Source organism: Mycobacterium sp. IDUB_3 (assembly GCF_055419585.1).
This window is the reverse complement of the sequence record NZ_JBVAXZ010000003.1, coordinates 45460-70237: the sequence shown is the minus strand read 5'-3', so window position 1 is coordinate 70237 and position 24778 is coordinate 45460. Positions and strand designations below refer to the sequence as shown.

The following is a 24778-nucleotide window of genomic DNA, read 5'->3' as shown; positions in this document are numbered from 1 at the left end:
GACCGAGAGATGAAAAGGAGCGGCGCTGGTGAATAGCGTTCCATGGCTGAGCGTGCTGTGGCTGGTGCCGCTGGCCGGCTCCGTGCTGATCATTCTCACGCCGCCCGGACTGCGACAGCTCGCCAAGTGGACCGGTCTGGCCTTCGGCGTAGCGACCCTGGCGGTCGCGATCGTGGTCACCCTGGGGTTCAAGACCGGTGGCGCGCCCTATCAATTCGTCGAGAGCCACCAGTGGATCCCGGCATTCGGCGCCGGCTACACTCTGGGCGTCGACGGCATCGCGGTGGTGCTGGTGCTGCTGACCGCGGTGCTGATTCCGGTGCTGCAGGTGGCCGGCTGGAACGACGGCGGTGAGCGCAGCCGCGGGGTGCAGGCCTACATCGCCCTGACGCTGGCCATCGAGTCGATGGTGCTGATCTCGGTCGTCGCCCTGGACGTGTTGCTGTTCTACGTCTTCTTCGAGGCCATGCTCGTCCCGATGTACTTCCTGATCGGGGGCTTCGGCGGCGGGTCCGGCAGATCGCGCGCGGCCGTGAAGTTCTTGCTGTACAACCTGTTCGGTGGGCTGATCATGCTGGCCGCGGTAATCGGGCTGTACGTGGTGACCTCGCAGCACGGCTCGGGCACCTTCGACTTCCGCGAGATCGTGGCCGGCGTCGCGTCGGGCCGGTACGGCGCGGACTCGGCCGTGTTCAAGGCGCTGTTCTTGGGCTTCATGTTCGCGTTCGCGATCAAGGCCCCGCTGTGGCCGTTCCACCGCTGGCTGCCCGACGCCGCCGTCGAAGCCACCCCTGCGACCGCGGTGCTGATGATGGCGGTGATGGACAAGGTCGGCACCTTCGGCATGTTGCGCTATTGCCTGCAGCTGTTCCCCGGCGCCTCAACGTATTTCCGCCCGCTGATCGTCGTGCTCGCGGTCATCGGGGTGATCTACGGCGCGATCGTGGCCATCGGCCAGACCGACATCATGCGGCTGATCGCCTACACCTCGATCTCGCACTTCGGGTTCATCATCCTGGGCATCTTCGTGATGACCAGCCAGGGGCAGAGCGGGTCGACGCTGTACATGCTCAACCACGGCCTGTCCACGGCCGCGGTGTTCCTGATCGCCGGATTCCTGATATCGCGGCACGGCAGTCGGGCGATCGCCGACTACGGCGGCGTGCAGAAGGTGGCGCCGATACTGGCCGGCACCTTCCTGGTCTCGGCGATGGCCACCCTGTCGCTGCCTGGCCTGGCCCCGTTCATCAGCGAATTCCTGGTCCTGCTGGGCACTTTCAACCGGTACTGGCTGGCCGCCGCATTCGGGGTCACCGCGTTGGTGCTCTCGGCGGTCTACATGTTGTGGCTGTACCAACGCGTGATGACCGGGCCGGTGCTCAGCGGCAACGAGAAGATCGGCGATCTGCGTGCACGTGAATTGATTGTCGTCGCACCGCTAATCGCGCTGTTGCTGGTGCTCGGCATCTATCCCAAACCCGTGCTCGACATCATCAATCCCGCCGTCGAGAACACCATGACCACCATCGGCCAGCATGACCCCAAGCCGACCGTCCCGGTGGGAACACCCAGACCGGCCGACCTACACCGGACCGCCGAAGGACCGCGATGACCCTTCCCACCCCGAGCATTCAGTATTTCCTGCTGTGCCCCACGCTCATCGTGTTCGGCGTCGCCGTGCTGGGTGTCCTCGCAGAGGCATTCCTGCCCAGGCGTATTCGCTACACCGCGCAGGTGACGCTCTCGCTCGGCGGTCTGATCGCGGCGTTCGTCGCGGTCATCGCCGTGAGCCGCTCGATCCAAAGCTCGGGCCGCGTCGCGGTGTTGGGCGCCATGGCCATCGACCGCCCGACGCTGTATCTGCAGGGCACCGTGCTGCTGGTCGCGGTGATGGCGGTCATCTTCATCGCCGAACGCACGCAGGCCAAGGCGGACAGCAAGGTGTCCGTGGGAGTCGGCACGGCCGGCTCGGGTGGCCTTGACTCGTTCACGCCACAGGCATCGGCGGTGCCCGACGGCGACGCCGAGCGCGAGGCCGAGCGGGCCGGGGCCGCCCAGACCGAGCTGTTCCCGCTGGCGCTGCTGTCGGTAGGCGGCATGATGGTCTTTCCCGCGTCGAATGACCTGTTGACCATGTTCGTTGCGCTGGAAGTGTTGTCGCTGCCGCTGTACCTGATGTGCGGCCTGGCCCGTCACCGCCGCCTGCTCTCGCAGGAAGCGGCGATGAAGTACTTTCTGCTGGGCGCGTTTTCGTCGGCGTTCTTCCTGTACGGTGTCGCGCTGCTCTACGGCGCGACCGGCACGCTGCTGCTGACCGGCATCCGCGATGCGCTTGCCGCGCGCGGCGACACCTCGATGGCGCTGGTCGGCGTCGCGCTTCTGTCGGTCGGCCTGCTGTTCAAGGTCGGCGCCGTTCCGTTCCACTCGTGGATTCCGGACGTGTACCAGGGCGCACCTACCCCCGTCACCGGGTTCATGGCCGCGGCCACCAAGGTCGCGGCTTTCGGTGCGCTGCTTCGGGTTATCTACGTGGCGTTGCCGCCGCTGCACGATCAGTGGCGCCCGGTGCTGTGGACCATCTCCATCCTGACCATGGCGGTGGGCACCATCACCGCGGTGAACCAGACCGACGTCAAACGCATGCTGGCCTACTCGTCGGTCGCCCACGTCGGGTTCATCCTCACCGGCGTCATCGCCGACAACCACACCGGCCTGTCCGCCACGCTGTTCTATCTGCTTGCCTACAGCTTCAGCACCGTCGGCGCGTTCGCCATCGTCGGCCTGATCCGTGACGCCGACGGGGTCGAGGACGCCACACTCTCACACTGGGCGGGGCTGGGTCAGCGCTCACCCATTGTGGGCGTGATGTTTTCGATGTTCTTGTTGGCGTTCGCCGGCATCCCCCTGACCAGTGGCTTCGTCAGCAAGCTCGCCGTCTTCAAGGCCGCCGCCCAGGGCGGCGCCGCGCCGCTGGTGATCGTCGGTGTGGTTGCCAGCGGGGTCGCCGCCTACTTCTACGTGCGGGTGATCGTGTCGATGTTCTTCACCGAGGCGACCGAGGACACCCCGCACGTGGTGGTGCCGGGCATCTTGAGCAAGGCCGCCATCGCGGTGTGCGCCGCGGTCACCGTCGGGCTCGGCATTTTCCCGCAGCCGCTGCTCGATCTCGCCGACCAGGCCGCCCAGCTGCTGCACTGAGGCGGCGTCCGGCCGTCACGGGTCAGCTCATGAACGGCCGGATGGCCAGCAGGTAGATCACCAATGCGCCCAGCGGGGCCACCAACGGCAACCACGGCAACTGCAAGGGAAACGACGTCGCGACCAGCCCGGCGAATGTAAACCCTACGGCGCCAACGGCCGTCGGCCAGCTGTCCAGCACCACCGGGGCGGCCGCGCCGGCCGCGTGGCGGCATACCAGGTAGGCGGCGGCGCACAATCCGGACAGCGCGACGAAGATCAGCGGCGGGTCGGTCAGCATCACGGTGATCGCCGCCAGCAGCACGGCAACCGTTGCGGCGCGCCGGAATACCGTGCCCACCGCGACCGCGATCAGCGCCGCCACCCAGGCGACCACCGCGGGGCCCTGCCAGCCGTCGGCCGCCAGGCCCACCATCAGCAGGCCGAAACCCGTCGCGAACGCGGGCGCGCCCACCCGCGCCAGCGCCCCCGCACCGGCATTAGCCACGAAGCCTCCCCCGCACCCGCCGGCGGCGATCCGGCAACACACCCATCGACTGCTCCAGGCCGCTGTCGCCGCGCCACGACACGATGTCCACGCCGATAGTGGCCATGTCGCGGTACATCGCGGAGCGCTGCAGCGCCCACATCCGATCCACCAGGGGATCCTGTTCGTCTTGGAACGGCGAACTGTCCAGGATGTCGACGGCCAGCACGACATGGCCACGCTTGCGCAAATTGATCAGGGCCAAGGCGAATTCGGTGTCGAGCAGGGTGGAGAACGCGATGACGATCGCGCCGGCGGGAACCGCCGCGCGCGGCGCCAGCGTGCCCGTGGTGTGTTCGAATCGGTCGCCGGCGTTCAGGACGGTGTCGAGCACCCGGTAGAACTGGCGCTGCCCGATGTCGGCACCCAGCCAGCGCGGGTGGTTGCCCCCGAGAGCGACGATGCCGGCCCGGTCACCGTGCCGCAACGCGGTTTGCACCACTTGTGCTGCCCCGCGCACGACGCGCTCGGTGGCCTCGGTCGCCGGACCCGCGGGCTGGCGATACCCATCGATCAGGACGACGACGTCGGCGGCGCGGTCGGTCAGCCGCTGGGTCACATGTAGTTGGCCGCGGCGCGCGCTCACCGGCCAATTCACTGCGCGCAGTTGGTCGCCGGGAACGTAGAGACGAATGTCGGCGTATTCCACGCCCGGACCGATGTGGCGGGTCAGGTGGGCGCCCAGCCGGTCGAGCAGCTCGGTTTGCGGGATGGGCGTCGGCTGCGGGGGTGTCAAGGGAAACACGATGACCTCGGCGGCCCCGACGGTGGCCGTGCCGGTGAGCAGCCCACCGCGGGCAACGACGTCGATGCGAGCACCGATGGAATACCGGCCCCAGCGCCGCGCGGTGGCCGTGACGGTCTTCCCCTGGACCGCAACGGATTCGGCGATCTCGAGCTCCATGCCTGCGATGTCCGGGATCGTGACCTGGGCGGCCGCCGTGCCTTTTTGTGTCACCCACACCCTGACGTGTGCCTGCTCGCTTTCGAAGCAACGCTGGGCGTCGGGCTCGCCGTGCACGTGAATCGTCGGGACGGGCCGCTGCCAGCTGATCGAGCACAGCACGCCGAGCAGTGGCGCGGCGAAGGCGATCAGCTGCCACCGGGCGCCGATCACGGCGGCAGCCATCGCGAACCCGGCGCAGGTGGCGACCGCTCGCGTCAATTCCGATGCACGCCAGCGGAACTCGGCCGCAACGCTGGACGTCACGCCGGGCTCATCCGGTGTCTCCGGCGGTGCCGCCGGTTCGCGGCACCGGCAGGCGGTGCAACAACTCCCCGATCACATCGGCGCCCTGGATCTTTCGCACCCACATTTCGGGGCGCAAAGTGATCCGGTGCGAGATCGCCGCGATAGCGAGCGCCTTCACATCCTCGGGGATGACGTAGTCGCGGCCGAGCAGCAACGCGCGGGCACGCGCGAGTTGCACCAGGTCGAGTTCGGCGCGCGGGCTGGCGCCCACCGCAACCTGGGGATGGTGTCGCGTCGCATTGGCCAGCGACACCACGTAGTGCAGGACGTCTTCGTGCACGGTCACCTGCTCGACCGATTCGCGCATGGCCAGCAGGTCGTGCGCGTCCACCACCTGATTGACCGTCGGTTCGGCCGAGCCGCGTTCGAGTCGGCGGCGCAGCATCGAGGTCTCGTCCTGCTCACTGAGATACCGCAATTCCAGCCGGATCGCGAATCGATCGAGCTGCGCCTCGGGCAGCGGGTAAGTGCCCTCGTACTCGATCGGGTTATCGGTGGCCAGCACAATGAAAGGCTTTGGCAGCTGGTGTGTTTCGCCGTCGATGCTGACCTGGCCTTCGGCCATCGCCTCCAGCAGCGCCGCCTGGGTTTTCGGCGGCGTGCGATTGATCTCGTCGGCCAGCAGCAAGTTGGTGAAGATGGGGCCCGGGCGGAACGCGAAGCGGCCGGACTGCATGTCGTAGATGGTCGAACCGAGCAGATCCGCCGGCAACAGATCGGGCGTGAACTGCACCCGGGTGAATTGCAGCCCCAGCGCGGCGGCAAAGGATCTCGCGATCAGCGTCTTGCCCAGGCCGGGCAGGTCTTCGATGAGGATGTGGCCGCGCGCGAGCACCGTGGTGAGGATGAGCCGCAGTGCGGAGCGCTTTCCTACCACCACGCGCTCTATCTCGTCGAGAATCGCTTCGCAGTGTGCGGTCGTGGTTGCGGCCGGCAGCGTCATGTTGGGATCGCGCCTCCTGTCATACCTGCTCCAGCTTGAGCAGAATCTCTTCCAGCGCCGCACGACCCGGACCGGGTTCGCGGTCACCGCTGCGCCTGACGTTGTTGGGATTGACCCATTCCCACAGTTCCGCACCGAAAAGCATGCGCCCGGTCACGTGGAAGGCCGCGGGGTCTTTGGATTGCCTTTGGCCAGTTGTCATCTCGTAACGACGCGCGAGCATCGGGCGCAGATGGCGGTCCCAGTCGGCCCGGGTGGCCTCCGACCACCGGATCGTCGTCTCGGTGGTGGAAAGCCAGCGGCGCAACGAATCCCCGAGATCGTCGGCGCCCGCCTCCGCGTTTGCATCGAACCCGTGCGCCAGAGCTCGACGAAGGCTGAGCAACACAACGGCCAGCCCGACACCGGGGGCCGCCAACACCCATCGTCGATCGTGCTGCGTCAGTGCCAGCAGTTCTATGCCGATGATGAGAAGAACGCCAAGGGAAATAGTCTTTTTCATGCGACGCTCCGCGAACCCAGCTCGTCGAGGACCAGTCGAAGCACGCCCACCGCGATGTCGCGGTGGGCCTCGTTCATCACGTGGGGGCTGAACCGCGCCTCGGTGAACAGGTTCACCAATTGGACGGCGTTGTCGGCGTGCAGGGCGCGGTGTTCGACCGCGCGGGCCAGCACCTCGGTCGGGGTGTCGAATTCCTGGGGAACGGCGCCGGGAACCTGTGCGAGTTCGCGTTCCATCGCGGCGTAACAGGCGATGATCGCCTCTCGCGGTTCGCGGCTCAGGTCTGTCATCTCGGCCAGGCCGCGTTCGGCGGCTCGCGCCAGCGACTCCGAACGCGGCGCGGGCGCCGAGGATTCCGCCGGCTCGTCGGCGTTGGCGGAAGCCGCCGGACGCCAGCGCCGCCGCGCCGACGCGACCGTCCCGGCGACGAACATCACCAACATGGCGACTGTGCAGACGAGCAGGATCCCCAGCAGGTCCTGCGACCCGTCACGTGCACGGTGCGGATGCCGCTGCGACGGCGGCTGCGCGGGCGGGTGCGTCGACGCTGCGGCGCCGCTGTCGGGCGCCTGCGGGGAGGGGGCGATACCGTGGGCCAAATACCGGGCCAGCAGCATCACGATCAGCAGCCAGGCCGCGATCACGGCGGCTCCGATCACCAACACGCGCCAGCTCGGTCGTCCCTTACCGGTGCCCAGCATGTCGGACAGGCCACCCGCAGTCGGCGCGGGAGCGCGGGGGTCCCGCAACCGCGCGACCACGGCGACCGCGATCAGCGCGAGCGTCACGGCGAGAATCGCCACCACGAACGTCAGCGCCGCCTGGCCGCCCGACTCGCTGCGCATCGCATCGTGGCGAGCGGGGAGGTAACCGCGCAGCGCGGCAGCGACCACGAGCAGCAGAACGATCAGGGCAACGACTCGCCCTGTCGGCTTGTCCATACCAGGCATTGGCACACCACTCGATTGGTTGCCTGCCGCCGTCGCGGCACTGACTTTCCTCATACTTGCACGTCAGGCGGACCAGGGCCAGGACCGGCGTTTCCGCTTGTCCACAGTCGGCAGTTCATCCACGTCTTGGCTTTGGTCGCTTGAAGTCGAACATATGTTCTATAGCGCGGATTGGGTGGCCGGCCATTGTATTTGGGGCGCCAAAAGCGCATCGCCACCGCGGATCAGCGCCTCATCTACTACGCCCGGGACCGCGGATGTACCCACCCCAATTGCCTCGAGCCGGGCTATCACTGCGAGGTTCACCATGCTCACCAATGGGCAGACGGCGGCGGGACAGACGCGGACAACCTGTTCTTCGCCTGCGGCTCCGACCACGGCGCGGTGGGCAGGGGCCAATGGCACACTTCCGTCGCCGGCAACGGGCGACTCGGGTGGACCGACGGCAGCGGACCGCCCGCCGTCAACCACGTCCACCATCCCGACGAGCTGCTGCGCGGCGATCCCGACCAGCCCGACGGCGCGTCTGCCTAATCCACCGCGAAGGGCCGGAAGCTGCCGTCGAGCACCTGAAGGTGGCCGATGGTGCGCCCGGTAACCTTGGCCGGATCGACTAGGACTAATTCGACTGCAGCACGGGCGAATTCGTCCTCCGATGCGGTGTCATCGAAGTTGCGGGCATAGTACGAGAGCCCGGGCGTGAGAATCGCCTTCGACGGCGACAGCGCGTTCACCGCGATGTTGTGGTCGGTGAGATCGTATGCCGCGCATTGGGTCAGGTGCTCGAGGGCGGCCTTGGATCCGCCGTAGCCGGGCAGCACCCCGCCGCTGCGATCGGCGTACGGGCCGTCGCCGGGCAGTCGCGACGCGACCGAGGTGATGTTGATGATCGAGCCGCCACCGGCCTCGATCATGTCGGGACACACCATCTGCATCAGCTCGTAAGCCGCGAACACCGCGATGTCGAAATGCCGGCGATACGCGTGCAACGGCGTGCTCACGAACCCCGGCCAGCCCGGTTTGGCTGCCGCGCCCGCCGGCTTGACGGCGGCACCCACCGGTTTAGCGGCACCCTTGGCGGCGTTGCCACCCGGTTGCCCACCGGGCGCCGGCGGCCGCCCCGGCGCGGTGAAGGCCGCATTGTTGATCAGAATTCCGATGGGGCCCAACGCCTCTCGCGCCGACTCCACCAGCCGCGCGATCTGATCGCGGTCGGTCAGATCGGCGCGGACCGCGACGGCACGCCCGCCCGCCGCCTCGATGTCGGCGACAGTCTCGCCGATGGTTCCCGGTAACCGGTCGTCCCATACTTCTTCGGTGCGCCCGGCAACCGCCACCGCGGCACCCTCGGCCGCCAACGCCAGCGCGATTGCCCGGCCCAGGCCGCGGCTGGCACCGGTGACGATCGCGGCCCGGCCCGCAAGCCGCCCCGTCATCGCCGCACCCCGTGCACGACGATGGCCGTGGTCTGTTCCACCCACGCGTCGTCGAGCTCTTCCTCCGGACGCAGCAGCATCCGCAGCATCGTCGCTCCCCCAATCAACTCGATCAATCGGTCCGGGTCCACGTCGGGATGGGCCTCGCCCCGGTCAACCGCCTCGCGCAGCCGCACCCGCACCGCGGTGAACAAGTCCACGAACCGCGCCATCACCCGCGCATTGAGCGCCGGGTCGGCCGTCATGTCGGCAACCAGACCGGGCAGCGCGGCGCGCACCACCGGGGTGGTGAACACATCGCGGGTGGCCTCGATCATCATCCGCATGTCGGCGGCGATATCCCCGGCCGGCGACTCCAGCGCGGTCGGGGCGGTCGGGAAGGCTGCCTCGTGCACCAGTTCGGCCTTGCTCGACCACCGCCGGTACAACGCGGATTTCGTGGTGCCGGCGCGCTCGGCGACCGCGGCCAGACTGATGTTGGAATAGCCAGTTTGGACAAGCAGTTCCGCGGTCGCCGATAGGATCGCGGAGTCGATACGCGGATCGCGTGGGCGGCCGGCGCCGGAGGCCTTGTCAAGGCCGGACGGGTCTGCTTTCATAACGCTACCTACCGTATCGTAATTGCCTCAACGAAGGAGGCACCTTATGGCAACAGAACCCGCGGTCGACAACGTCGACAGGCTGCAGCGCTCCAGCCGTGACGTCACGACGTTGCCGACGGTGATGTCACGCTGGCTCTCCACCGTACTGCCGGACGCCGCAAAACCCGAGGTGACGGTGGAAAGCGGCGTGGATTCGACAGGCATGTCGTCGGAAACCATCATCCTGACCGCCCGCTGGCAGCAGGACGGTGAGCCGATCGAGCAGAAGCTCGTGACCCGAGTCGCGCCCGCCGCCGAGGATGTGCAGGTCTTTCCGACCTACCGGCTCGACCACCAATTCGACGTCATCCGGAAAGTCGGCGAGTTGACCGACGTGCCAGTGCCCCGGGTGCGCTGGCTGGAGAACACCGGCGATGTCCTCGGCACACCGTTCTTCGTGATGGACTACGTCGCCGGTGAGGTGCCGCCCGACGTCATGCCGTACACGTTCGGCGGCAACTGGTTCGCCGACGCGCCCGCCGAGCGGCAACGCGAACTGCAGGACGCCACCGTCGGCGTGTTGGCCACGCTGCACTCGATTCCGGACGCGCAGAGCACGTTTGGCTTCCTCACCGCGGGCCAGGCCGGGGACACCGCGCTGCGCAAGCACTTCAACTGGGTGCGGTCCTGGTATGACTTCGCGGTGCCAGACATCGGGCGATCACCGCTGCTGGAGCGGACGTTCGACTGGCTGGAAGCCAACTGGCCGGCCGAGGCGGCCGCCGCCGAGCCGGTGCTGTTGTGGGGCGATGCCCGGGTGGGCAACGTGCTGTACAACGACTTCCGCCCGGTGGCGGTGCTCGACTGGGAGATGGTCACGTTGGGGCCGCGCGAGCTCGACGTGGCATGGATGATCTTCGCGCACATGGTCTTTCAGGAACTCGCTAGCCTGGCGACCCTGCCGGGGCTGCCCGGGGTGATGCGCGAGGAGGACGTGCGGGGCACCTACGCGCGGCTGGCCGGCGTCGAGGTCGGCGACCTGCACTGGTTTTACGTGTACTCGGGCGTGATGTGGGCGTGTGTGTTCATGCGCACCGGCGCCCGTCGGGTGCACTTCGGCGAAACCGAGAAGCCCGACGATGTCGAATCGCTGTTCTACCACGCCGGATTGATGAGACGTTTAATAGGAGAGGACCAGTAATGCTCGGACCGCTCGACGAATTCCCGGTACACCAGATTCCCCAACCGATCGCGTGGCCGGGCTCCTCGGACCGCAACTTCTACGACCGCTCCTATTTCAACGCCCACGACCGCACCGGGAACATCTTCGTGATCAGCGGCATCGGGTACTACCCCAACCTCGGGGTCAAGGATGCGTTCCTGCTCGTGAGGCGCGGGGACACCCAGACAGCGGTGCACGTTTCGGACGCCATCGACCAGGACCGGCTGCACCAGCACGTCAACGGCTACCGTGTCGAGGTCATCGAACCGCTGCACAAGCTGCGGATCGTCCTCGACGAAACCGAAGGCATCGCAGCCGATCTCACCTGGCAAGGACTGTTCGACGTCGTCCAGGAACAGCCGCACATCCTGCGGGCGGGCAACCGGGTGACGCTGGACGCGCAGCGTTTTGCGCAGCTGGGCAGCTGGACCGGACACATCGTCATCGACGGCGAGGAGATCACCGTCCACCCCGACACCTGGTTGGGCAGCCGCGACCGGTCCTGGGGCATCCGTCCGATCGGCGAGGCCGAGCCCGCGGGACGGCCCGCCGACCCGCCCTTCGAGGGCATGTGGTGGCTGTATGTACCCATGGCCTTCGATGATTTCGCGATCGTGCTGATCATCCAGGAGGAGCCCGACGGGTTCCGCTCGCTCAACGACTGCACCCGGATCTGGCGCGACGGCCGCGTCGAGCAGCTGGGCTGGCCGCGCGTGAAGATCCACTACCGCTCCGGGACCCGCATCCCGACCGGCGCGACGATCGACGCCACCGCCCCCGACGGCACCCCGGTGCACTTCGACGTCGAGTCCAAGCTGCCGGTGCCCATTCACGTCGGTGGCGGCTACGGCGGCGACTCCGATTGGATCCACGGCATGTGGAAGGGCGAGAAGTTCGCGGAGCGCCTGACCTACGACATGACCGACCCGGCCATCATCGGCCGGGCGGGATTCGGCGTGATCGATCACGTCGGCCGCGCGGTCTGCCGCGACGGCGACGGTGAGCCGGTCGAGGGCTGGGGCCTCTACGAGCACGGCGCGCTGGGCCGGCACGACCCGTCCGGCTTCAAGGACTGGTTGACGGTCGCGCCGTAGTTCAGCGGCGGTACTTCGCACCGGGGTGATCGTCGGGCAGCAGCGGCCCGGCGCCGCCCAGCCGTTGGCGCAGGGTGCAGCTCGGCGACTCCTCGGGCATACGTCCCCGTCGACGCAGCTCGGGGACAACGAAATTCGCGAAATCGACGAAGGTGCCCGGAGTCGTCACGTAAGCGAGATTGAACCCATCGAGGTCGGCCTCGTCGACCCACCGCTCGAGTTCGTCGGCCACCTCGGTCGGTGAGCCCACCAGCACCGGGCCGCGGCCGCCGATGCCGATCTCGTCGGCCAGCTCCCGCACCGTCCAGGCCCGCTCCGGCGCCGCGGTCGTGAAAGACGCCAGCGCCGAGCGGTTGGCGTCAGTCTCGACGTACGTCAGCGGTTCGTCAGGGTCGAGCTCGGCCAGATCGACCCCGGTCCAGCCGCCGAACAGGGCGAGCGCGCCGGCGGGGCTGACGAATCGGCGGTATTCATGCAGCTTGGCGACGGCCTCCTCGCGTGTCTCGCCGACCACCGGGGTCACCATGGTGAACACCTTGATGGAAAGGGGGTCCCGGCCAAGCTCGGCCGCGGCCGCGCGCAGCGCCCGCACCGGGCCGGACACGATCTGCGGCGTCGGCCCCGACACGAAGACCGCCTCGGCGTGTGCCGCCGCGAACCTGACACCCCGCGGTGACGCCCCGGCCTGAAACAGCACCGGAGTGCGCTGCGGCGACGGCTCGCACAGGAACGGGCCGGGCACCGAGAAATAGCGGCCCCTGTGCTCGATGTCGTGCACCTTGGCCGGGTCGGTGAACACGCCCCGCTCCGCGTCGCGCACCACGGCGTCGGCCTCCCAAGAGCCCTCCCAGAGCTTGTAACAGACCTCGAGGTACTCGTCGGCGATCTCGTAACGCTGGTCGTGCGGAATCTGGGCATCTAAGCCCAAATTCCTTGCGGCACTGTCTAAATAGGACGTGACGATGTTCCACGCCACCCGGCCGCCGGTCAGGTGGTCAAGCGTCGAGAGCCTGCGCGTCAGCGCGTACGGCTGCTCGTAGGTCAACGACAATGTGATCCCGAAGCCGAGGCCCTCGGTCACGGCCGCCATCGCCGAGACCGCGGCCGTCGGGTCGTTGACCGGGAACTGGGCGGCGTCGGCCACCGCCGCGTCGCGCGACCCCCCGTACACGTCGTAGACGCCGAGCACGTCGGCGAGGAACAGCGCGTCGAACCCGCCGGCCTCCAGGATGCGGGCCAACTCGGTCCAGTAGCCCAGTTCCCGGTAGCGATGACCCTGGTCGTCGGGGTGGCGCCACAGCCCCGCGGACTGATGCCCGACGCAGGCCATGTCGAAGGCGTTGAGGAAGATCCTGCGGGGTGCACTCATCCCAGGTAAGCCTCATGCGTCTCGCCGGCCGCGTACGCGGCGGCGGCCGTGATCGACGCCAGCACCGCGAAGTACCCCACGATCAACCACGGCCGGCCGCCGCCGACCACCAATAACGACGCGGCGATCAACGGGGCGAAGCCGCCGGAGAGCACCGCGCCGATCTGATAGCCCAACGAGGCGCCGCTGTAACGCACCCGCGTGTCGAAGAGTTCGGCGAACCAGGCCGCCTGGGGCCCGTACATGGCGTCGTGAACGACGTTGATGCCGAACACGATTGACAGCACCACCCACAGCGCCGAGCCGCTGCCGGCGGCCACGAAGAACAACACCAGGGCAACGACTCCGGCCACCGCGCCGAACAGATACGGTGGCCGCCGCCCCACCCGATCCGACAGCAGCGCCCAGCCCGGTGTGCTCAGCAACCCCAGGGCCGACGAGACCAGTACCGCGATCAGGCCCACGGAGCTCCCCTTGCCGAACGAATCCTGCAGATAGGTAAGAGAATACGTCGTCAGTAGCACGAAAAGCCCGATCTGCGACAGCCGCAACCCGGTGGTGATGGCGACGTTGCGTGAATCGGTGCGCAGCACCTCCACTATCGGCATCCGGGCCAGCTCGTCACGCGCCTTGACCCGGTCGAAGATCTCGGCGTCGGTCAGCCTGAGCCGAACGAACAGGCCTATTCCGACCAGAAAGACGCTGAGCAGGAACGGGATTCGCCATCCGTAACTCAGGAAGGCGGTGGTCCCGGTGGCGTTCCGGGCGAGAAAGAACACCGAGGTCGCCAGCAGCATGCCGGCCGGTGAGCCCAGCTGTGTGAAGCTGCCGAACAATCCGCGACGGTCGGGCGGTGCATGCTCCACCGAGAGCACCGCGGCGCCACCCCATTCGGCGCCCACGGCGAGCCCCTGCAGCACACGCAGCGACGCCAGCATCCCCGGCGCCAGCAGCCCTGCCTCGGCATAGGTCGGCAACACTCCGATCGCGGTGGTGACCAAACCCATCACCACCAACGCGCCCACCAGAACCGCTTTGCGGCCCAGCCGGTCGCCGAAGTGCCCGGACAGCACCGCGCCCAGGGGTCGAGCCCCGAATCCGGCGGCGTAGGTGGCGAACGCGGCCAACGTCCCTGCGGTCGGCGAGATGTTCGGGAAGAAAAGCGGTTTGAAGACCAGGGCCGATGCGGTCGCGTACAGGTAGAAGTCATACCACTCGATGGTGGTGCCGATCATGCTGCCCAGAGCCACGGTTCGCAGGTCGGGCCTGGTCCCGGCGACCGGCGCCGCACTGGTCGGAGCGGTCGGACGGGTGGCAGGGCTTGTGGCAGGGCTTGTGGGAAACACGTGGTCGCAGCGTAATTAACATGGCCAGGCCGGCATATGTTTGCCATCGCGGTGATGCGAAACGTCCTGCGGTTCGGCAGTCAGCTTGCAGAAATTGCCATGAAAACCGCAGAAATGCGGTTCACTAGACCGCGTGCCAAAACCCCCACGGATTGTCGACGTTGTCGTGGTCGGTGCGGGCTTTGCCGGACTCGCCGCGGCGCGCGAGCTGTATCAACAAGGCCATGACGTGGTGGTTTTCGAGGGTCGTGACCGGGTCGGCGGACGATCGCTGACCGGCAGCGTCGCTGGATTGCCGGCCGATCTGGGCGGCACTTTCGTCGGGCCGACCCAGGACGCCGTCTTGGCGATGGCCGCCGAACTCGACGTCCCGACCACCCCGACGCACCACGACGGCAAGAACCTCATCCATTGGCGCGGGTGGACGCACGCGTATCACGGCACCATCCCGAAGCTTTCGCTGACGGGACTGCTGGACATCGGTCGGCTGCGGTGGCAGTTCGACAGGATCGCCCGCAGCATCCCGCTGGCGGCGCCGTGGGACGCCCGACGGGCCCGCGAACTCGACGGCCTATCGCTGGGCGGCTGGTTGCGTTCGGTGCGGGCGACCGCTTCCTCGCACGACCTGCTGGCGATCGTGGCGCGGGTGACCTGGGGATGTGAACCCGACGACGTATCGATGCTGCACGCCGCCCGCTACGCCCACGCGGCCGGCGGCCTGGACCGGCTGCTCGACGTCGAGGACGGCGCCCAACAGGACCGCTTCCCCGGCGGCACCCAACAGATCGCCGAGGCCGCGGCCGCCGAACTGGGTACCCGCGTGGTGCTCAACGCGCCGGTGCGCCGAATCGAGCGCCACGGCGCGGGCGTCACCGTCACGACCGATGTCGGTGAGACCGAGGCCGGGTTCGTCATCGTCGCCATCCCGCCGGCCCATCGCGCCTCGATCGAGTTCACTCCGCCGCTGCCCGCCGAGTACGAGCAACTCGCCTTACATTGGCCGCAGGGCCGGCTCAGCAAGGCCTACGCCGCCTATTCCACGCCGTTCTGGCGGACTAACGGTTTCTCCGGGCAGGCGCTGTCCGACGAGGGCCCCGTGTTCATCACCTTCGACGTCAGTCCGCACCCGGAGGGTCCCGGCATCTTGATGGGTTTTGTCGACGCCCGCACGTTCGACTCGCTACCCAGCGATCAGCGTCGGCGCGATGCGTTGCGCTGCTTTGCAACGCTTTTCGGTGATGACGCGCTCAAACCCCTGGACTACGTCGATCATCGTTGGGGGGTGGAGGAATTCGCCCCCGGCGGCCCCACCGCCGCGGTGCCGCCCGGGTCGTGGACCCGGTTCGGGCCGTGGTTGCGCGAACCGGTCGGGCCAATTCACTGGGCCGGTACCGAAACCGCCGACGAGTGGACCGGGTTCCTCGACGGGGCGATCCGGTCCGGGCAGCGCGCGGCCGCCGAGATCACCGCCCTGCTATGAACTGATCCGCCGGGTGGCGGCGTTGTGCACCGCCATCTCGGCGAGGGCGCGCAACTGGCGATTAACCTCGCGCGGGTGTTCCAGCATCGAGCAGTGACCGCCGGGCAGCTCGACCAGCTCGATCAGGTTGGGTGTGGTGCGCGCGATCCTGCGCGACTGGCTGATCGGGGTCAGCCGGTCGCGTTCGCTGCCGATGACCAACGTCGGCACGGTCAGGCCGTCCAGGTTGAGATACCGAGACCCTAGTGAGGTGACCAGCGCCCTCGCACAGCCGGCCCGGCCCGCCGCCGAGGTGTTCTCGAAGAGGTCGCAGACGAGCCTGGCGATGCTCGGATCGGCGTCGCGTCCGGTGGCCAGCATCGCCACCACATACCGGCTTGGGATGCGGGCGGCACCCGGGACGGGGAAGCCACCGAACGCATTGATCAGGGTCCGCCCGGCGAGAACTCGAGCCGGCGACAACCCGTACGGCACCGGCAGCAGCTGCACCTGTCGGATCAGGTCTCCGGTGGTGGTGTTGATCAGGGCGACGGCGTCGGCGCGCCGGGGAACCTTGTGGCGGTAGCGCTCCGACCACGCGGCGATGGTGATCCCGCCCATCGAGTGACCGGCGATCACGGCCCGCTGGTGTGGCGCCAGGGTGGCATCGAGCACCGAATCCAGATCGGAGGCAAGGTGTTTGAGGCTGTAGCCCTTGGGACGCGGCACGCCACTTCGGCCGTGGCCGCGGTGATCGAAGGCGATCACCCGGTAGTCGTTGGACAGATCGGCGATCTGATAGGCCCACGCCTTGATCGCGCAGGTGATGCCGTGCGTCAAGACGATCGGATACCCGTCGGGCGGCCCGAACACCTCCACGTGCAGCCGGGTGCCGTCGGTTGCGGGGACCGACACCGTCTCGCTCGGCGGCAGCCGGTCGGGAAACGGGTCAACAGGGCGAGCCGATCGTCGAGCACTCATCACCGCTCCCCCCTCGAACGCGGACCGGAGTTGCCGCAGCTAAGGATGAGACGATTTTATCCCCAAGTTCGGTCCGCTTTTGGGAAATCCGGCAAACGATTCTTATGAGACGCTTAGACCCGTGTCTGGGTTGTCGCGTCGGGCATTCTTCGCGGCCGCGACCGGCGTGGCCGGCGGTGGGCTGACGGCCGCCTGCGCGTCGAACCGGCCGACCCGTGCGAGCGGTCGCCCGTCCGATTCACCCCCACCGCGTGAAACCACGTCCATCCTTATCGTCGGCGCCGGGATGGCCGGCTTGTCCGCCGCCCGCAGCCTCGCCGACGCCGGACGGCCGGTACGCGTCATCGAAGCTCGCGGCCGCATCGGTGGCAGGGTGTGGACCGACCGTGACTGGGGCACGCCGCTGGAGCTGGGTGCGTCGTGGATTCACGGCACCACGGACAATCCGCTGACCGAGCTGGCCCGGCGCGCACGGGCGCAGCTGATCAGCACCGACTACTACGGATGGGCCAAACTCGAGGTCGATCCCGCCGTGGCGCCGCTGGACTACCACAGCGCAACCTGGCGATCGTTTGTCGAGCGGGCGCGCGCTCAGGCAGGTGCGGGAAGTCTGGGCGCAGCGGTACACGCCGCCGCCGACAGCGCACGGCTGTCCGCGTCCGATCGCACCCAGCTGGCGTTTTACCTCGCCACCGAGATCGAGGACGAATACGCCGCCGATGCGAACCAGCTCTCGGCCAACAGCTTTGACAAGGGTGACTACGCCGGCGGCGACCAGGACGTGATCATGAACGGCTATGACGCCCTGCCTCATTCACTCGCCGACGGACTTGCCATCGAGCTCAACACGCCGGTTACCGCGATCGTGCAACGCGACGACGCAGTCATCGTTCGGACCAGGGACAGGTCCTTCCAGGGTCCCGCCGCGGTCGTCACCGTCCCCCTGGGTGTGCTGAAATCCGGCGCGATCACGTTCGATCCGCCGCTGCCCGATGGCCATGCCCAGGCCGTGGCGGCCCTGGGCTTCGGAGCGTTGTCCAAAAGCTTCTTTCGCTTCAATCAACGAACATGGAAGGCAGACAACGCTTTCTATCAGTACATCGGACCCGAAGGCGGGCTGTGGTCGCAGTGGTTCACCTTGCCGAGCACCGCCGGCCCCATCGCCGTGGCCTTCCACGGCGGCGGGCGGGCACGATTCGCGGAATCCTGCGCGCCAAGGGATCTGCTGGCCGGCGCGCTACCGGTGGCCCGCCGGCTCTTCGGCGACAACGTGGCGCTGACGGATGTGCGAACGTCGAACTGGACCCTCGACCCGTACGCACTCGGTGCGTATTCGTTTCACCCGCCCGGCTCCGGCCTGGACGACCGGCGCCGCCTACAGCAACCGGTCGGCGACCGGCTCTACCTGGCGGGCGAGGCTGTGGGAGTTGACAATCCGTCGACGGTGACGGGCGCGTTGGCCAGTGGACGCTACGCCGCGAACCAACTGCTGCACACGCTGAATGGGTGACCCGGCCCGCGCGGCGATCAGGATGGCGAAGCCTGCTGCCTCAGCGTGGTATGGGGGCTCTGGCCGTAGGTCTGCCGGTACAGCACCGCGAATCGGCCGGTGTGCGCGAAGCCCCACCGCTGGGCGATTTCGGTGACGGTGGAGGTGGCGGCGGTTGCCGCCAGCAGCTCTTGATGGGCCCGGCTGAGCCGGACACGACGCATGTATTCCGTCGGCGTCGTGTCGAGCTGCCGGCGGAAGAGGTACTGGACCGCCCGGGGTGTCAGGTGTACGGCTGCGGCGACCTCGTTGATGCCGATGTCTTCGATGGTGTGGCGGTGGATGAAAGACACCGCCTCCTTGAGGGTGTCGGGCAGCGCGAGATCGCTGGCCGGGTCCTGCTCGGTGAGGTTTGACGGGTAACACTCGAGCAGAGCACCGGCCAACAGGCCCGCCATACCCGCGGCGATCAGCGGCTGTTGGGCGGTGTCAGCGGAGGCCAACGTCGCAACCACATAATCCAGCGCCCGGTGCCACGCCCGCACGGCGGCACGGGAACGTGGGCGCCAATTCACGAACTGGGTCTGCTGTCCCGGCGACGTGTGCCATTCCGCGGCGACCTTGTGCAGCACGTCCGCCTCGATGGTGACCACATCGAAACGCGCGCCGTTGCAGTGCAATACACAAGGCATTCCGTGTGCAACGAGGATCGGGAAGTCCGCGGTCGCCACTGGACCGTCCGCGACTCGCAACGATCCCGCACGCGGCTGGATCACCACGATGGTGTCGGAAGCCGGGATCTCCAGGGTCGAACGGCCCTGGATCATCACCTCGTCCACCGTCATCGAACCGGCGTCACTGCGAAGATGTGACATCGCGGCGTGACGGGTCAGCCCGGAGATCCGCCAGCCAGGCTGATAGGCACCGGCGAAGAATCGCCGCGCGGCCTGCGCATCGGTGGTACGAAACTGCCTGTATTGCACCGCGACTAGATGCAGATTGTGCAGGGAGTCACTTCCGAGCACTGATTGCGCCGGGCGGCGGTCGGGCCCGTGCGCTTCGCCGCCGGCCACGACGGCCTGATTGGTGGTATCGCTGCGGGTCCCGTCCACCAGGGTGGTCATGGCCGGCCGGGGGGCTACCGCGGACGCCGTCATTGCGTCACCGCGCCGCGGCCGAGGGCAAACCCGCATGGGCCTGATGATGCGCCCCGACGCTTCCATAGATATTCAGTGCGTCGAGCGCGATTCGCTGCCACGCGAAGCGCGACATGGCGCGGCTGCGGCCCGACGCGCCCATGCTCTTGGCCTGAAAGCTCTGGGCGAGAAGCCTTCTCGTTGCCGCAGCCACGCCGACGGGATTCTCCGGCGGGACCACGAGCCCGGTGATGTCGTCGAGCACGACGTCGGCAAGGACCCCCACACTTGTCGCGACCACTGCCACCCCGCTGGCCATGGCCTGCAGCACGACATTGGCGCGCGGTGGTTGCCGGGGAGTGCACACCACGACGTCGGCGGACCGGATGAACTTCGGCAGCTCGTCGTCGGCGACCCTGCGGGCAAAGTTCACGCGATCAGCCACGCCCACTTTCAACGCGAGATGTTGCAGCCGTGATCGCGCGTCGTTGTGGGTGCCATTCGTGACGTCAGTCTCCGCAATCATCAGTTCCGCACCGGGAACCTTGGGCAATGCGCGGATCGCAAGGTCGATACCGTTGCACCACAACGGATTTGGTGCAATACAGAGAATTCTCTGCAAGCGGTTGCGCGAGACCGCCGGCCCGCTTGGTGTGTAGCGCTCGGGATCGACGCCACACGTCAAGGCGGACAACCGTGCCCGGCTGTGACGCAATTGGGCCAGCACATTGATATCGTCACTGCTCTCACCCGTAACCCAACTCGCGCTGCGCGCCAGGAGCGACTCGATCCGCTCACGTTCGTTTTGTTCAGCGTCGCCCTGTTCGCGCGATGTCGCGGCCAATCCCAGGAACGTCTGGACCGTCGGTATGCGCCGTCGACGTGCGGTCAGTTGTGCGGCCAAGCCGCCCAGCCAGCCGTATGCGTGCACGACGTCGGGTCGCTCCGTTGACCAGATCCGGTCCAGTGCGGCGGCCCAGTCCCCCACATAGGGCAGCACATCGACGGGCGATTTCGCTTTGCGCGGACCGATGGAGACCGAGATGCGCCGATAGTTGCCGTCAGTGGCCGCCTGCGCGCAGCGTCGGTTGGCTCGCCGGAGACACACCGTCGCGTCGTGTCCCTGCCCCGCCAGCGCGGCACACAGCTGCTCCGGGTCCTCCGCGACGACGTCATCGCCGTTGACAATCGCAATCTTCAACTGCATTTCCTCTGCGCAGTAGCCTTACCCGCCAGTAACGGGGGGCATACCCTTAGCGGAATTACCGAAACAGGACGGTTGGTGACTCGCACCGCGGCGAGGCCGAACACCGTCTGAGCTCCTTAGAATTGGCTTTCCTGGCCAATCACTGCCCACACCGTCTTGCCGGATGATGTCGGGGCGCTGCCCCACGCTCGACACAGTGCGGTAACGATGGCAAGGCCAGAGACAGCATCGACGCCGCGGCTCACGTCCTCGTGACGAACCGGCAAGCTAGAGGAGTTGTCTTCGACGGCGACCGCGACGGTGTCCCGGTATTTCTCGACGATCAGGCCTGGCGCACTTTGCGTGTGGTCGAGGACATTTTCGACGAAGGCCGTTGCAACCGTAGCCACGGCCGGCAGCACCCCCCGTAAGTCCCAATTGCTGAGCCAGTACGTGACCACATCGCGGGCGAGCTCGATGCCCTCGCGCGATCGCGGAAGGTCGGTACGTACCCGCTCGCGCGCCCGTAAGGCCTGGGTGTGGACAGCGCCTAGCGCGGCCTCCCGGGTGCGATGTATCGGCAAATATCGATTGATGCCGCTGGTGAAGAGGGCCCTTCGATTCCCGGAATGCGCACATACGAGCAGGATCTTGACGTCTGGCCAGATGCTGACGTGCCAGCGGGCACTGGTAAGCACCGCCCAGGCGGAGGGCGAGGGCGAAGACAAGCGGTCGACATCGACAATCACCGCCGGAGGATCATCGACCGCGGCCTTGATTACAGCGTCGCGCAGAGTCAGATAGGTAGAGCTACTGAGGATGCCCGCCGCCACCAGGACCGGCACATCCCGCTGTGGTTCCACATCGATTCGAATACCGCACTCGAGGCCACCATCCCCGTTAGCTGCCTCGATCACCACCTCCGACTACCCGGATCGACCCCGGCTAATCAGCACGAGATTAGATGTGCCGCGCTAGTAGATTGTCGGGCCGTTTGCACCCGTTGGCCGGTGGTACCCCGACAGAATGTCCACTGACCAGAACCCGAAACAGCGCGATCTGGACTCGGCGCGGTTCCGCCGCGACACCGGATACCTGACCACACAGCAGGGCGTCCGCGTCGACCACACCGACGATTCGCTGACCGTCGGCGAGCGGGGCCCGACCCTGCTGGAGGACTTCCACGCCCGAGAGAAGATCACCCACTTCGACCACGAGCGCATTCCGGAGCGCGTGGTGCACGCACGGGGAGCCGGCGCCTACGGTTATTTCGAGCCATACGACGATTGGCTGGCCGACTACACCGCAGCGAAATTCCTGATCACTCCGGGCGTTCAGACTCCGGTGTTCGTCCGGTTCTCCACGGTGGCCGGGTCGCGCGGATCTGCCGACACGGTCCGCGACGTGCGCGGTTTCGCCACCAAGTTCTATACCGAACAGGGCAACTACGACCTGGTGGGCAACAACTTCCCGGTTTTCTTCATCCAGGACGGCATCAAGTTCCCCGACTTCGTACACGCGGTGAAGCCCGAGCCGCACAACGAGATTCCGCAGGCGCAGTCGGCGCACGACACGCTGTGGGACTTCGTCTCGCTGCAGCCCGAGACCCTGCACACCATCATGTGGCTGATGTCGGACCGGGCGTTGCCGCGCAGCTACCGCATGATGCAGGGCTTCGGCGTGCACACCTTCCGGCTGGTAAACAGCGGCGGTGAAGGCACTTTCGTGAAGTTTCACTGGAAGCCTCGGCTCGGTGTGCACTCACTGATCTGGGACGAATGCCAGAAGATCGCGGGCAAAGATCCTGACTACAACCGCCGCGATCTGTGGGAGGCCATCGAGTCCGGCCAGTATCCGGAGTGGGAGCTCGGCGTGCAGCTCGTCGCCGAGGCCGACGAGTTCAAGTTCGATTTCGATCTGCTCGACGCGACGAAAATCATTCCCGAGGAACAGGTTCCGGTCCGGCCGGTGGGCAAGATGGTGTTGAACCGCAACCCGGACAATTTCTTCGCCGAGACCGAGCAGGTGGCGTTCCACACGGCCAACGTGGTGCCCGGCATCGATTTCACCAACGACCCGCTGCTGCAGTTCCGCAACTTCTCCTACCTGGACACCCAGCTGATCCGGCTGGGCGGACCTAACTTCGCTCAACTGCCGATCAACCGGCCGGTGGCCGAGGTCCGGACCAACCAGCACGACGGTTACGGCCAGCACACGATCCCGCAGGGCCGCACCAGCTACTTCAAGAACAGCATCGGCGGTGGCTGCCCCGCGCTGGCCGACGAGGGCGTGTTCCGCCATTACACCGAGCGGCTGGACGGGCAGGCGATGCGCAAGCGCGCGAAGTCGTTCGAGAATCATTACAGCCAAGCGCGCATGTTCTGGCAGAGCATGTCGGCGGTGGAAGCCGAACACATCGTCGCCGCGTTCGCCTTCGAGCTCGGCAAGGTCGAAATGCCCGAGATCCGTTCGGCCGTAGTGGAACAACTCGCACGGGTCGACGGAGGGCTGGCCGCGCAGGTGGCGGCGAAGCTGGGGCTGCCCGAGCCCCCCGAGGAGCCGGTCGACGACGGGGTGACCGCGTCCCCGGCGCTGTCCCAGATCGGCGTCAGCGACACCATCGCCACGCGCAAGATCGCCGTTTTGGCCGCCGACGGGGTCGACGTGGTGGGAACCCAACGCTTCATCGAGCAGATGGACGAACGCGGCGCGATAGTCGAGGTACTTGCCCCGGTCGCCGGCGGCACGTTGGCGGGCGGATCCGGCGGCGAGCTACCCGTCGACCGGTCGTTCACGTCGATGGCGTCGGTGCTCTACGACGCCGTCGTGGTGGCGTGCGGGCCGCGGTCGATATCGACCTTGTCCAACGACGGCTACGCCGTGCACTTCGTGACCGAGGCCTACAAGCACCTGAAGCCGATCGGGGCCTACGGGGCGGGTGTTGACCTGCTGCGCACCGCCGGAATCACCAACCGCCTGGCCGAGGACACCGACGTGCTCAACGATCAGTCCGTCATCACCACCAAGGCCGCGGCCGACGAGTTGCCGGACCGGTTCGTCGAGGAATTCGCCGCCGCCCTCGCACGGCACCGGTGCTGGGAGCGGCGCACAGACCCGGTTCCCGCCTAGGACGTGGTTTTTTATGCGCCGGGGGTGGGCACTCGGAGAGCTAGGGCGTCTCAACCTGGACAGGAGGATGAATCATGCCGCGTTCGTCGATCAAGAACGAAAAGTTGTACCAGGATTTGCGCAAGAAGGGCGACTCCAAGGAAAAGGCTGCGCGGATTTCGAATGCCGCCGCGGGGCAGGGGAAGTCAAAGGTCGCCCGCAGGGGCGGCAGGTCCGGCTCGTATCAGGACTGGACCGTTCCGGAACTCAAGAAGCGCGCCAAAGAACTTGGGATGTCGGGCTATTCGAGCCTGACAAAGGACAAGCTGGTCGCCAAGCTGCGTAATCACTGACTCGTCAGGCCGAGTCGGTCGGCCAGCACCAGGAACGCGACCGCGTAATCGTTGTCGGCGGTCGTCTTCCTGATGTCATCCCAGTCCAGTCGTTCACGCACCGCGCGCACCGCCGGCAGTAACTTGGCGAAGTCGCAGTGATGCTCACCCAGCGAGCGCAGCTGCTGGATGAGCACCATGGTGGGCGGCAACACTGGCATGTTGATGGCTAATACTTCGTACTGCTCGGCACGGTCCAACGTTTCGGTGTCGACCGCCACTCCGTTGATGCGGTGCAGGACGTCCACCAGCGTGCCGCTGACACGTGCCTTGAACAGCCAATCCTCCGGCGGGCGCTCAATGACGAATCCGGCGCCCGCTAGGGTCGCCACGGCCGCTTCCACATCGGATTCGGCCACGACGAGGTCCACGTCATGACTGGGTTCCGGTGCCCCGTAAGCCCATAACGCGTAGCTGCCGGCTAATGCGAACCGTGGCCCGTTTTCCTTGAGCGCCGACGCCGCGCAGCGCAACGCCTCACGCAACTGCCCGGCGGAGGCGGATGAATTGGCGTGAGCATCGGGGGCTGCCATGGTGCATAAGGTCATACCCCGCCGTCGGGCGTAGCAACCTGGGTGGCCGCTAAAGCCGTTTAACTTGTGGCTGAT

General features: G+C 67.1%; 22 protein-coding genes and 1 pseudogene. 9 read left to right on the top strand and 14 right to left on the bottom strand.

The genetic code is table 11. The features are described 5' to 3' along the window. The first annotated feature begins 28 nt into the window (after positions 1 to 28). Together ACZYVJ_RS25320 and nuoN are read left to right on the top strand one after the other, a co-directional pair. Positions 29 to 1612 (top strand): NADH-quinone oxidoreductase subunit M, encoded by a 1584-nt coding sequence (locus ACZYVJ_RS25320; RefSeq protein ID WP_463833964.1) that lies wholly within the window; start codon positions 29 to 31, stop codon positions 1610 to 1612. Then, positions 1609 to 3198, top strand: a complete 1590-nt coding sequence (nuoN, locus tag ACZYVJ_RS25315; protein ID WP_463833963.1) for an NADH-quinone oxidoreductase subunit NuoN — start codon at positions 1609 to 1611, stop codon at positions 3196 to 3198. The genes ACZYVJ_RS25320 and nuoN overlap by 4 nt, the downstream gene beginning before the upstream one ends. A 22-nt stretch (positions 3199 to 3220) precedes the next feature. Here the strand turns inward: nuoN and ACZYVJ_RS25310 are convergent, their stop codons facing one another. The 5 genes from ACZYVJ_RS25310 to ACZYVJ_RS25290 form a co-directional block, all read right to left on the bottom strand. Continuing rightward, positions 3221 to 3685 (bottom strand): hypothetical protein, encoded by a 465-nt coding sequence (locus tag ACZYVJ_RS25310; RefSeq protein ID WP_463833962.1) that lies wholly within the window; start codon positions 3683 to 3685, stop codon positions 3221 to 3223. Beyond that, positions 3678 to 4853 (bottom strand): DUF58 domain-containing protein, encoded by a 1176-nt coding sequence (locus ACZYVJ_RS25305; protein WP_463834054.1) that lies wholly within the window; start codon positions 4851 to 4853, stop codon positions 3678 to 3680. Before ACZYVJ_RS25305 ends, ACZYVJ_RS25310 begins: the two co-directional genes overlap by 8 nt. An 88-nt stretch (positions 4854 to 4941) precedes the next feature. After that, a complete protein-coding gene (locus tag ACZYVJ_RS25300) occupies positions 4942 to 5919 on the bottom strand; it encodes an AAA family ATPase (protein WP_463833961.1) in 978 nt (325 codons plus the stop codon). A gap of 19 nt (positions 5920 to 5938) precedes the next feature. Beyond that, positions 5939 to 6421, bottom strand: a complete 483-nt coding sequence (locus ACZYVJ_RS25295; protein ID WP_463833960.1) for a hypothetical protein — start codon at positions 6419 to 6421, stop codon at positions 5939 to 5941. Next, entirely contained in the window at positions 6418 to 7362 is a 945-nt protein-coding gene (locus ACZYVJ_RS25290; RefSeq protein WP_463833959.1) for a DUF4129 domain-containing protein, read from the bottom strand. Before ACZYVJ_RS25290 ends, ACZYVJ_RS25295 begins: the two co-directional genes overlap by 4 nt. Positions 7363 to 7548: 186 nt before the next feature. Here ACZYVJ_RS25290 and ACZYVJ_RS25285 point away from each other — a divergent pair. Further along, a pseudogene (locus ACZYVJ_RS25285) lies at positions 7549 to 7905 on the top strand (HNH endonuclease signature motif containing protein); the annotation flags it as partial. Here the strand turns inward: ACZYVJ_RS25285 and ACZYVJ_RS25280 are convergent. Both ACZYVJ_RS25280 and ACZYVJ_RS25275 read right to left on the bottom strand, forming a co-directional pair. Further along, entirely contained in the window at positions 7902 to 8807 is a 906-nt protein-coding gene (locus ACZYVJ_RS25280) for an SDR family NAD(P)-dependent oxidoreductase (RefSeq protein WP_463833958.1), read from the bottom strand. The pseudogene ACZYVJ_RS25285 and the gene ACZYVJ_RS25280 overlap by 4 nt on opposite strands. Beyond that, a complete protein-coding gene (locus tag ACZYVJ_RS25275) occupies positions 8804 to 9406 on the bottom strand; it encodes a TetR/AcrR family transcriptional regulator (RefSeq protein WP_007772914.1) in 603 nt (200 codons plus the stop codon). The genes ACZYVJ_RS25280 and ACZYVJ_RS25275 overlap by 4 nt, the downstream gene beginning before the upstream one ends. A gap of 46 nt (positions 9407 to 9452) precedes the next feature. On the opposite strand from ACZYVJ_RS25275, the gene ACZYVJ_RS25270 reads away from it, so the two are divergent. Beyond that, complete coding sequence (locus ACZYVJ_RS25270; RefSeq protein WP_463833957.1) at positions 9453 to 10589, top strand: phosphotransferase family protein; 1137 nt, start codon at positions 9453 to 9455, stop codon at positions 10587 to 10589. After that, positions 10589 to 11704: an Rv3169 family protein gene (locus ACZYVJ_RS25265; protein ID WP_463833956.1), complete on the top strand. Its 1116-nt coding sequence runs from the start codon at positions 10589 to 10591 to the stop codon at positions 11702 to 11704. Before ACZYVJ_RS25270 ends, ACZYVJ_RS25265 begins: the two co-directional genes overlap by 1 nt. 1 nt (position 11705) lies before the next feature. Here the strand turns inward: ACZYVJ_RS25265 and ACZYVJ_RS25260 are convergent, their stop codons facing one another. Then, positions 11706 to 13073 carry an LLM class flavin-dependent oxidoreductase gene (locus ACZYVJ_RS25260; RefSeq protein ID WP_463833954.1) on the bottom strand — a complete coding sequence of 456 codons (1368 nt, stop codon included), beginning with the start codon at positions 13071 to 13073 and terminating at the stop codon, positions 11706 to 11708. Next, positions 13070 to 14308 (bottom strand): MFS transporter, encoded by a 1239-nt coding sequence (locus ACZYVJ_RS25255; RefSeq protein ID WP_463834052.1) that lies wholly within the window; start codon positions 14306 to 14308, stop codon positions 13070 to 13072. The genes ACZYVJ_RS25260 and ACZYVJ_RS25255 overlap by 4 nt, the downstream gene beginning before the upstream one ends. A gap of 244 nt (positions 14309 to 14552) precedes the next feature. On the opposite strand from ACZYVJ_RS25255, the gene ACZYVJ_RS25250 reads away from it, so the two are divergent. Further along, the gene (locus tag ACZYVJ_RS25250) at positions 14553 to 15899 is read left to right on the top strand and encodes a flavin monoamine oxidase family protein (RefSeq protein ID WP_463833952.1); all 1347 of its coding nucleotides are present in this window, start codon (positions 14553 to 14555) and stop codon (positions 15897 to 15899) included. Here ACZYVJ_RS25250 and ACZYVJ_RS25245 read toward each other — a convergent pair. Beyond that, on the bottom strand, positions 15894 to 16859 hold the full coding sequence (locus ACZYVJ_RS25245) for an alpha/beta fold hydrolase (RefSeq protein ID WP_463833950.1): 966 nt from the start codon (positions 16857 to 16859) through the stop codon (positions 15894 to 15896). The genes ACZYVJ_RS25250 and ACZYVJ_RS25245 overlap by 6 nt on opposite strands. A 121-nt stretch (positions 16860 to 16980) precedes the next feature. Between ACZYVJ_RS25245 and ACZYVJ_RS25240 the strand changes: the two genes are divergently transcribed. After that, complete coding sequence (locus ACZYVJ_RS25240) at positions 16981 to 18369, top strand: flavin monoamine oxidase family protein (RefSeq protein WP_463833948.1); 1389 nt, start codon at positions 16981 to 16983, stop codon at positions 18367 to 18369. Positions 18370 to 18386: 17 nt separating this feature from the next. On the opposite strand, the gene ACZYVJ_RS25235 is transcribed toward ACZYVJ_RS25240, so the two are convergent. The 3 genes from ACZYVJ_RS25235 to ACZYVJ_RS25225 all read right to left on the bottom strand — a co-directional run bounded on the left by ACZYVJ_RS25235 (position 18387) and on the right by ACZYVJ_RS25225 (position 21590). Further along, a complete protein-coding gene (locus ACZYVJ_RS25235; protein ID WP_463834051.1) occupies positions 18387 to 19472 on the bottom strand; it encodes a helix-turn-helix transcriptional regulator in 1086 nt (361 codons plus the stop codon). Between the two features lie 37 nt (positions 19473 to 19509). Continuing rightward, positions 19510 to 20685 carry a glycosyltransferase gene (locus ACZYVJ_RS25230; RefSeq protein WP_463833946.1) on the bottom strand — a complete coding sequence of 392 codons (1176 nt, stop codon included), beginning with the start codon at positions 20683 to 20685 and terminating at the stop codon, positions 19510 to 19512. 122 nt (positions 20686 to 20807) lie between these two features. Continuing rightward, a complete protein-coding gene (locus ACZYVJ_RS25225; RefSeq protein WP_463833945.1) occupies positions 20808 to 21590 on the bottom strand; it encodes a sulfate transporter in 783 nt (260 codons plus the stop codon). Positions 21591 to 21696: 106 nt separating this feature from the next. Here ACZYVJ_RS25225 and ACZYVJ_RS25220 point away from each other — a divergent pair, with 106 nt between their 5' ends. Together ACZYVJ_RS25220 and ACZYVJ_RS25215 are read left to right on the top strand one after the other, a co-directional pair. Further along, entirely contained in the window at positions 21697 to 23799 is a 2103-nt protein-coding gene (locus ACZYVJ_RS25220) for a catalase (RefSeq protein WP_463833944.1), read from the top strand. Positions 23800 to 23873: 74 nt separating this feature from the next. After that, entirely contained in the window at positions 23874 to 24131 is a 258-nt protein-coding gene (locus tag ACZYVJ_RS25215) for a DUF7218 family protein (RefSeq protein ID WP_463833942.1), read from the top strand. Here ACZYVJ_RS25215 and ACZYVJ_RS25210 read toward each other — a convergent pair. After that, positions 24125 to 24703, bottom strand: a complete 579-nt coding sequence (locus tag ACZYVJ_RS25210) for a nucleotidyltransferase family protein (protein WP_463833941.1) — start codon at positions 24701 to 24703, stop codon at positions 24125 to 24127. The two genes, ACZYVJ_RS25215 and ACZYVJ_RS25210, sit on opposite strands and share 7 nt — an antisense overlap. Between the last annotated feature and the right edge of the window lie 75 nt (positions 24704 to 24778).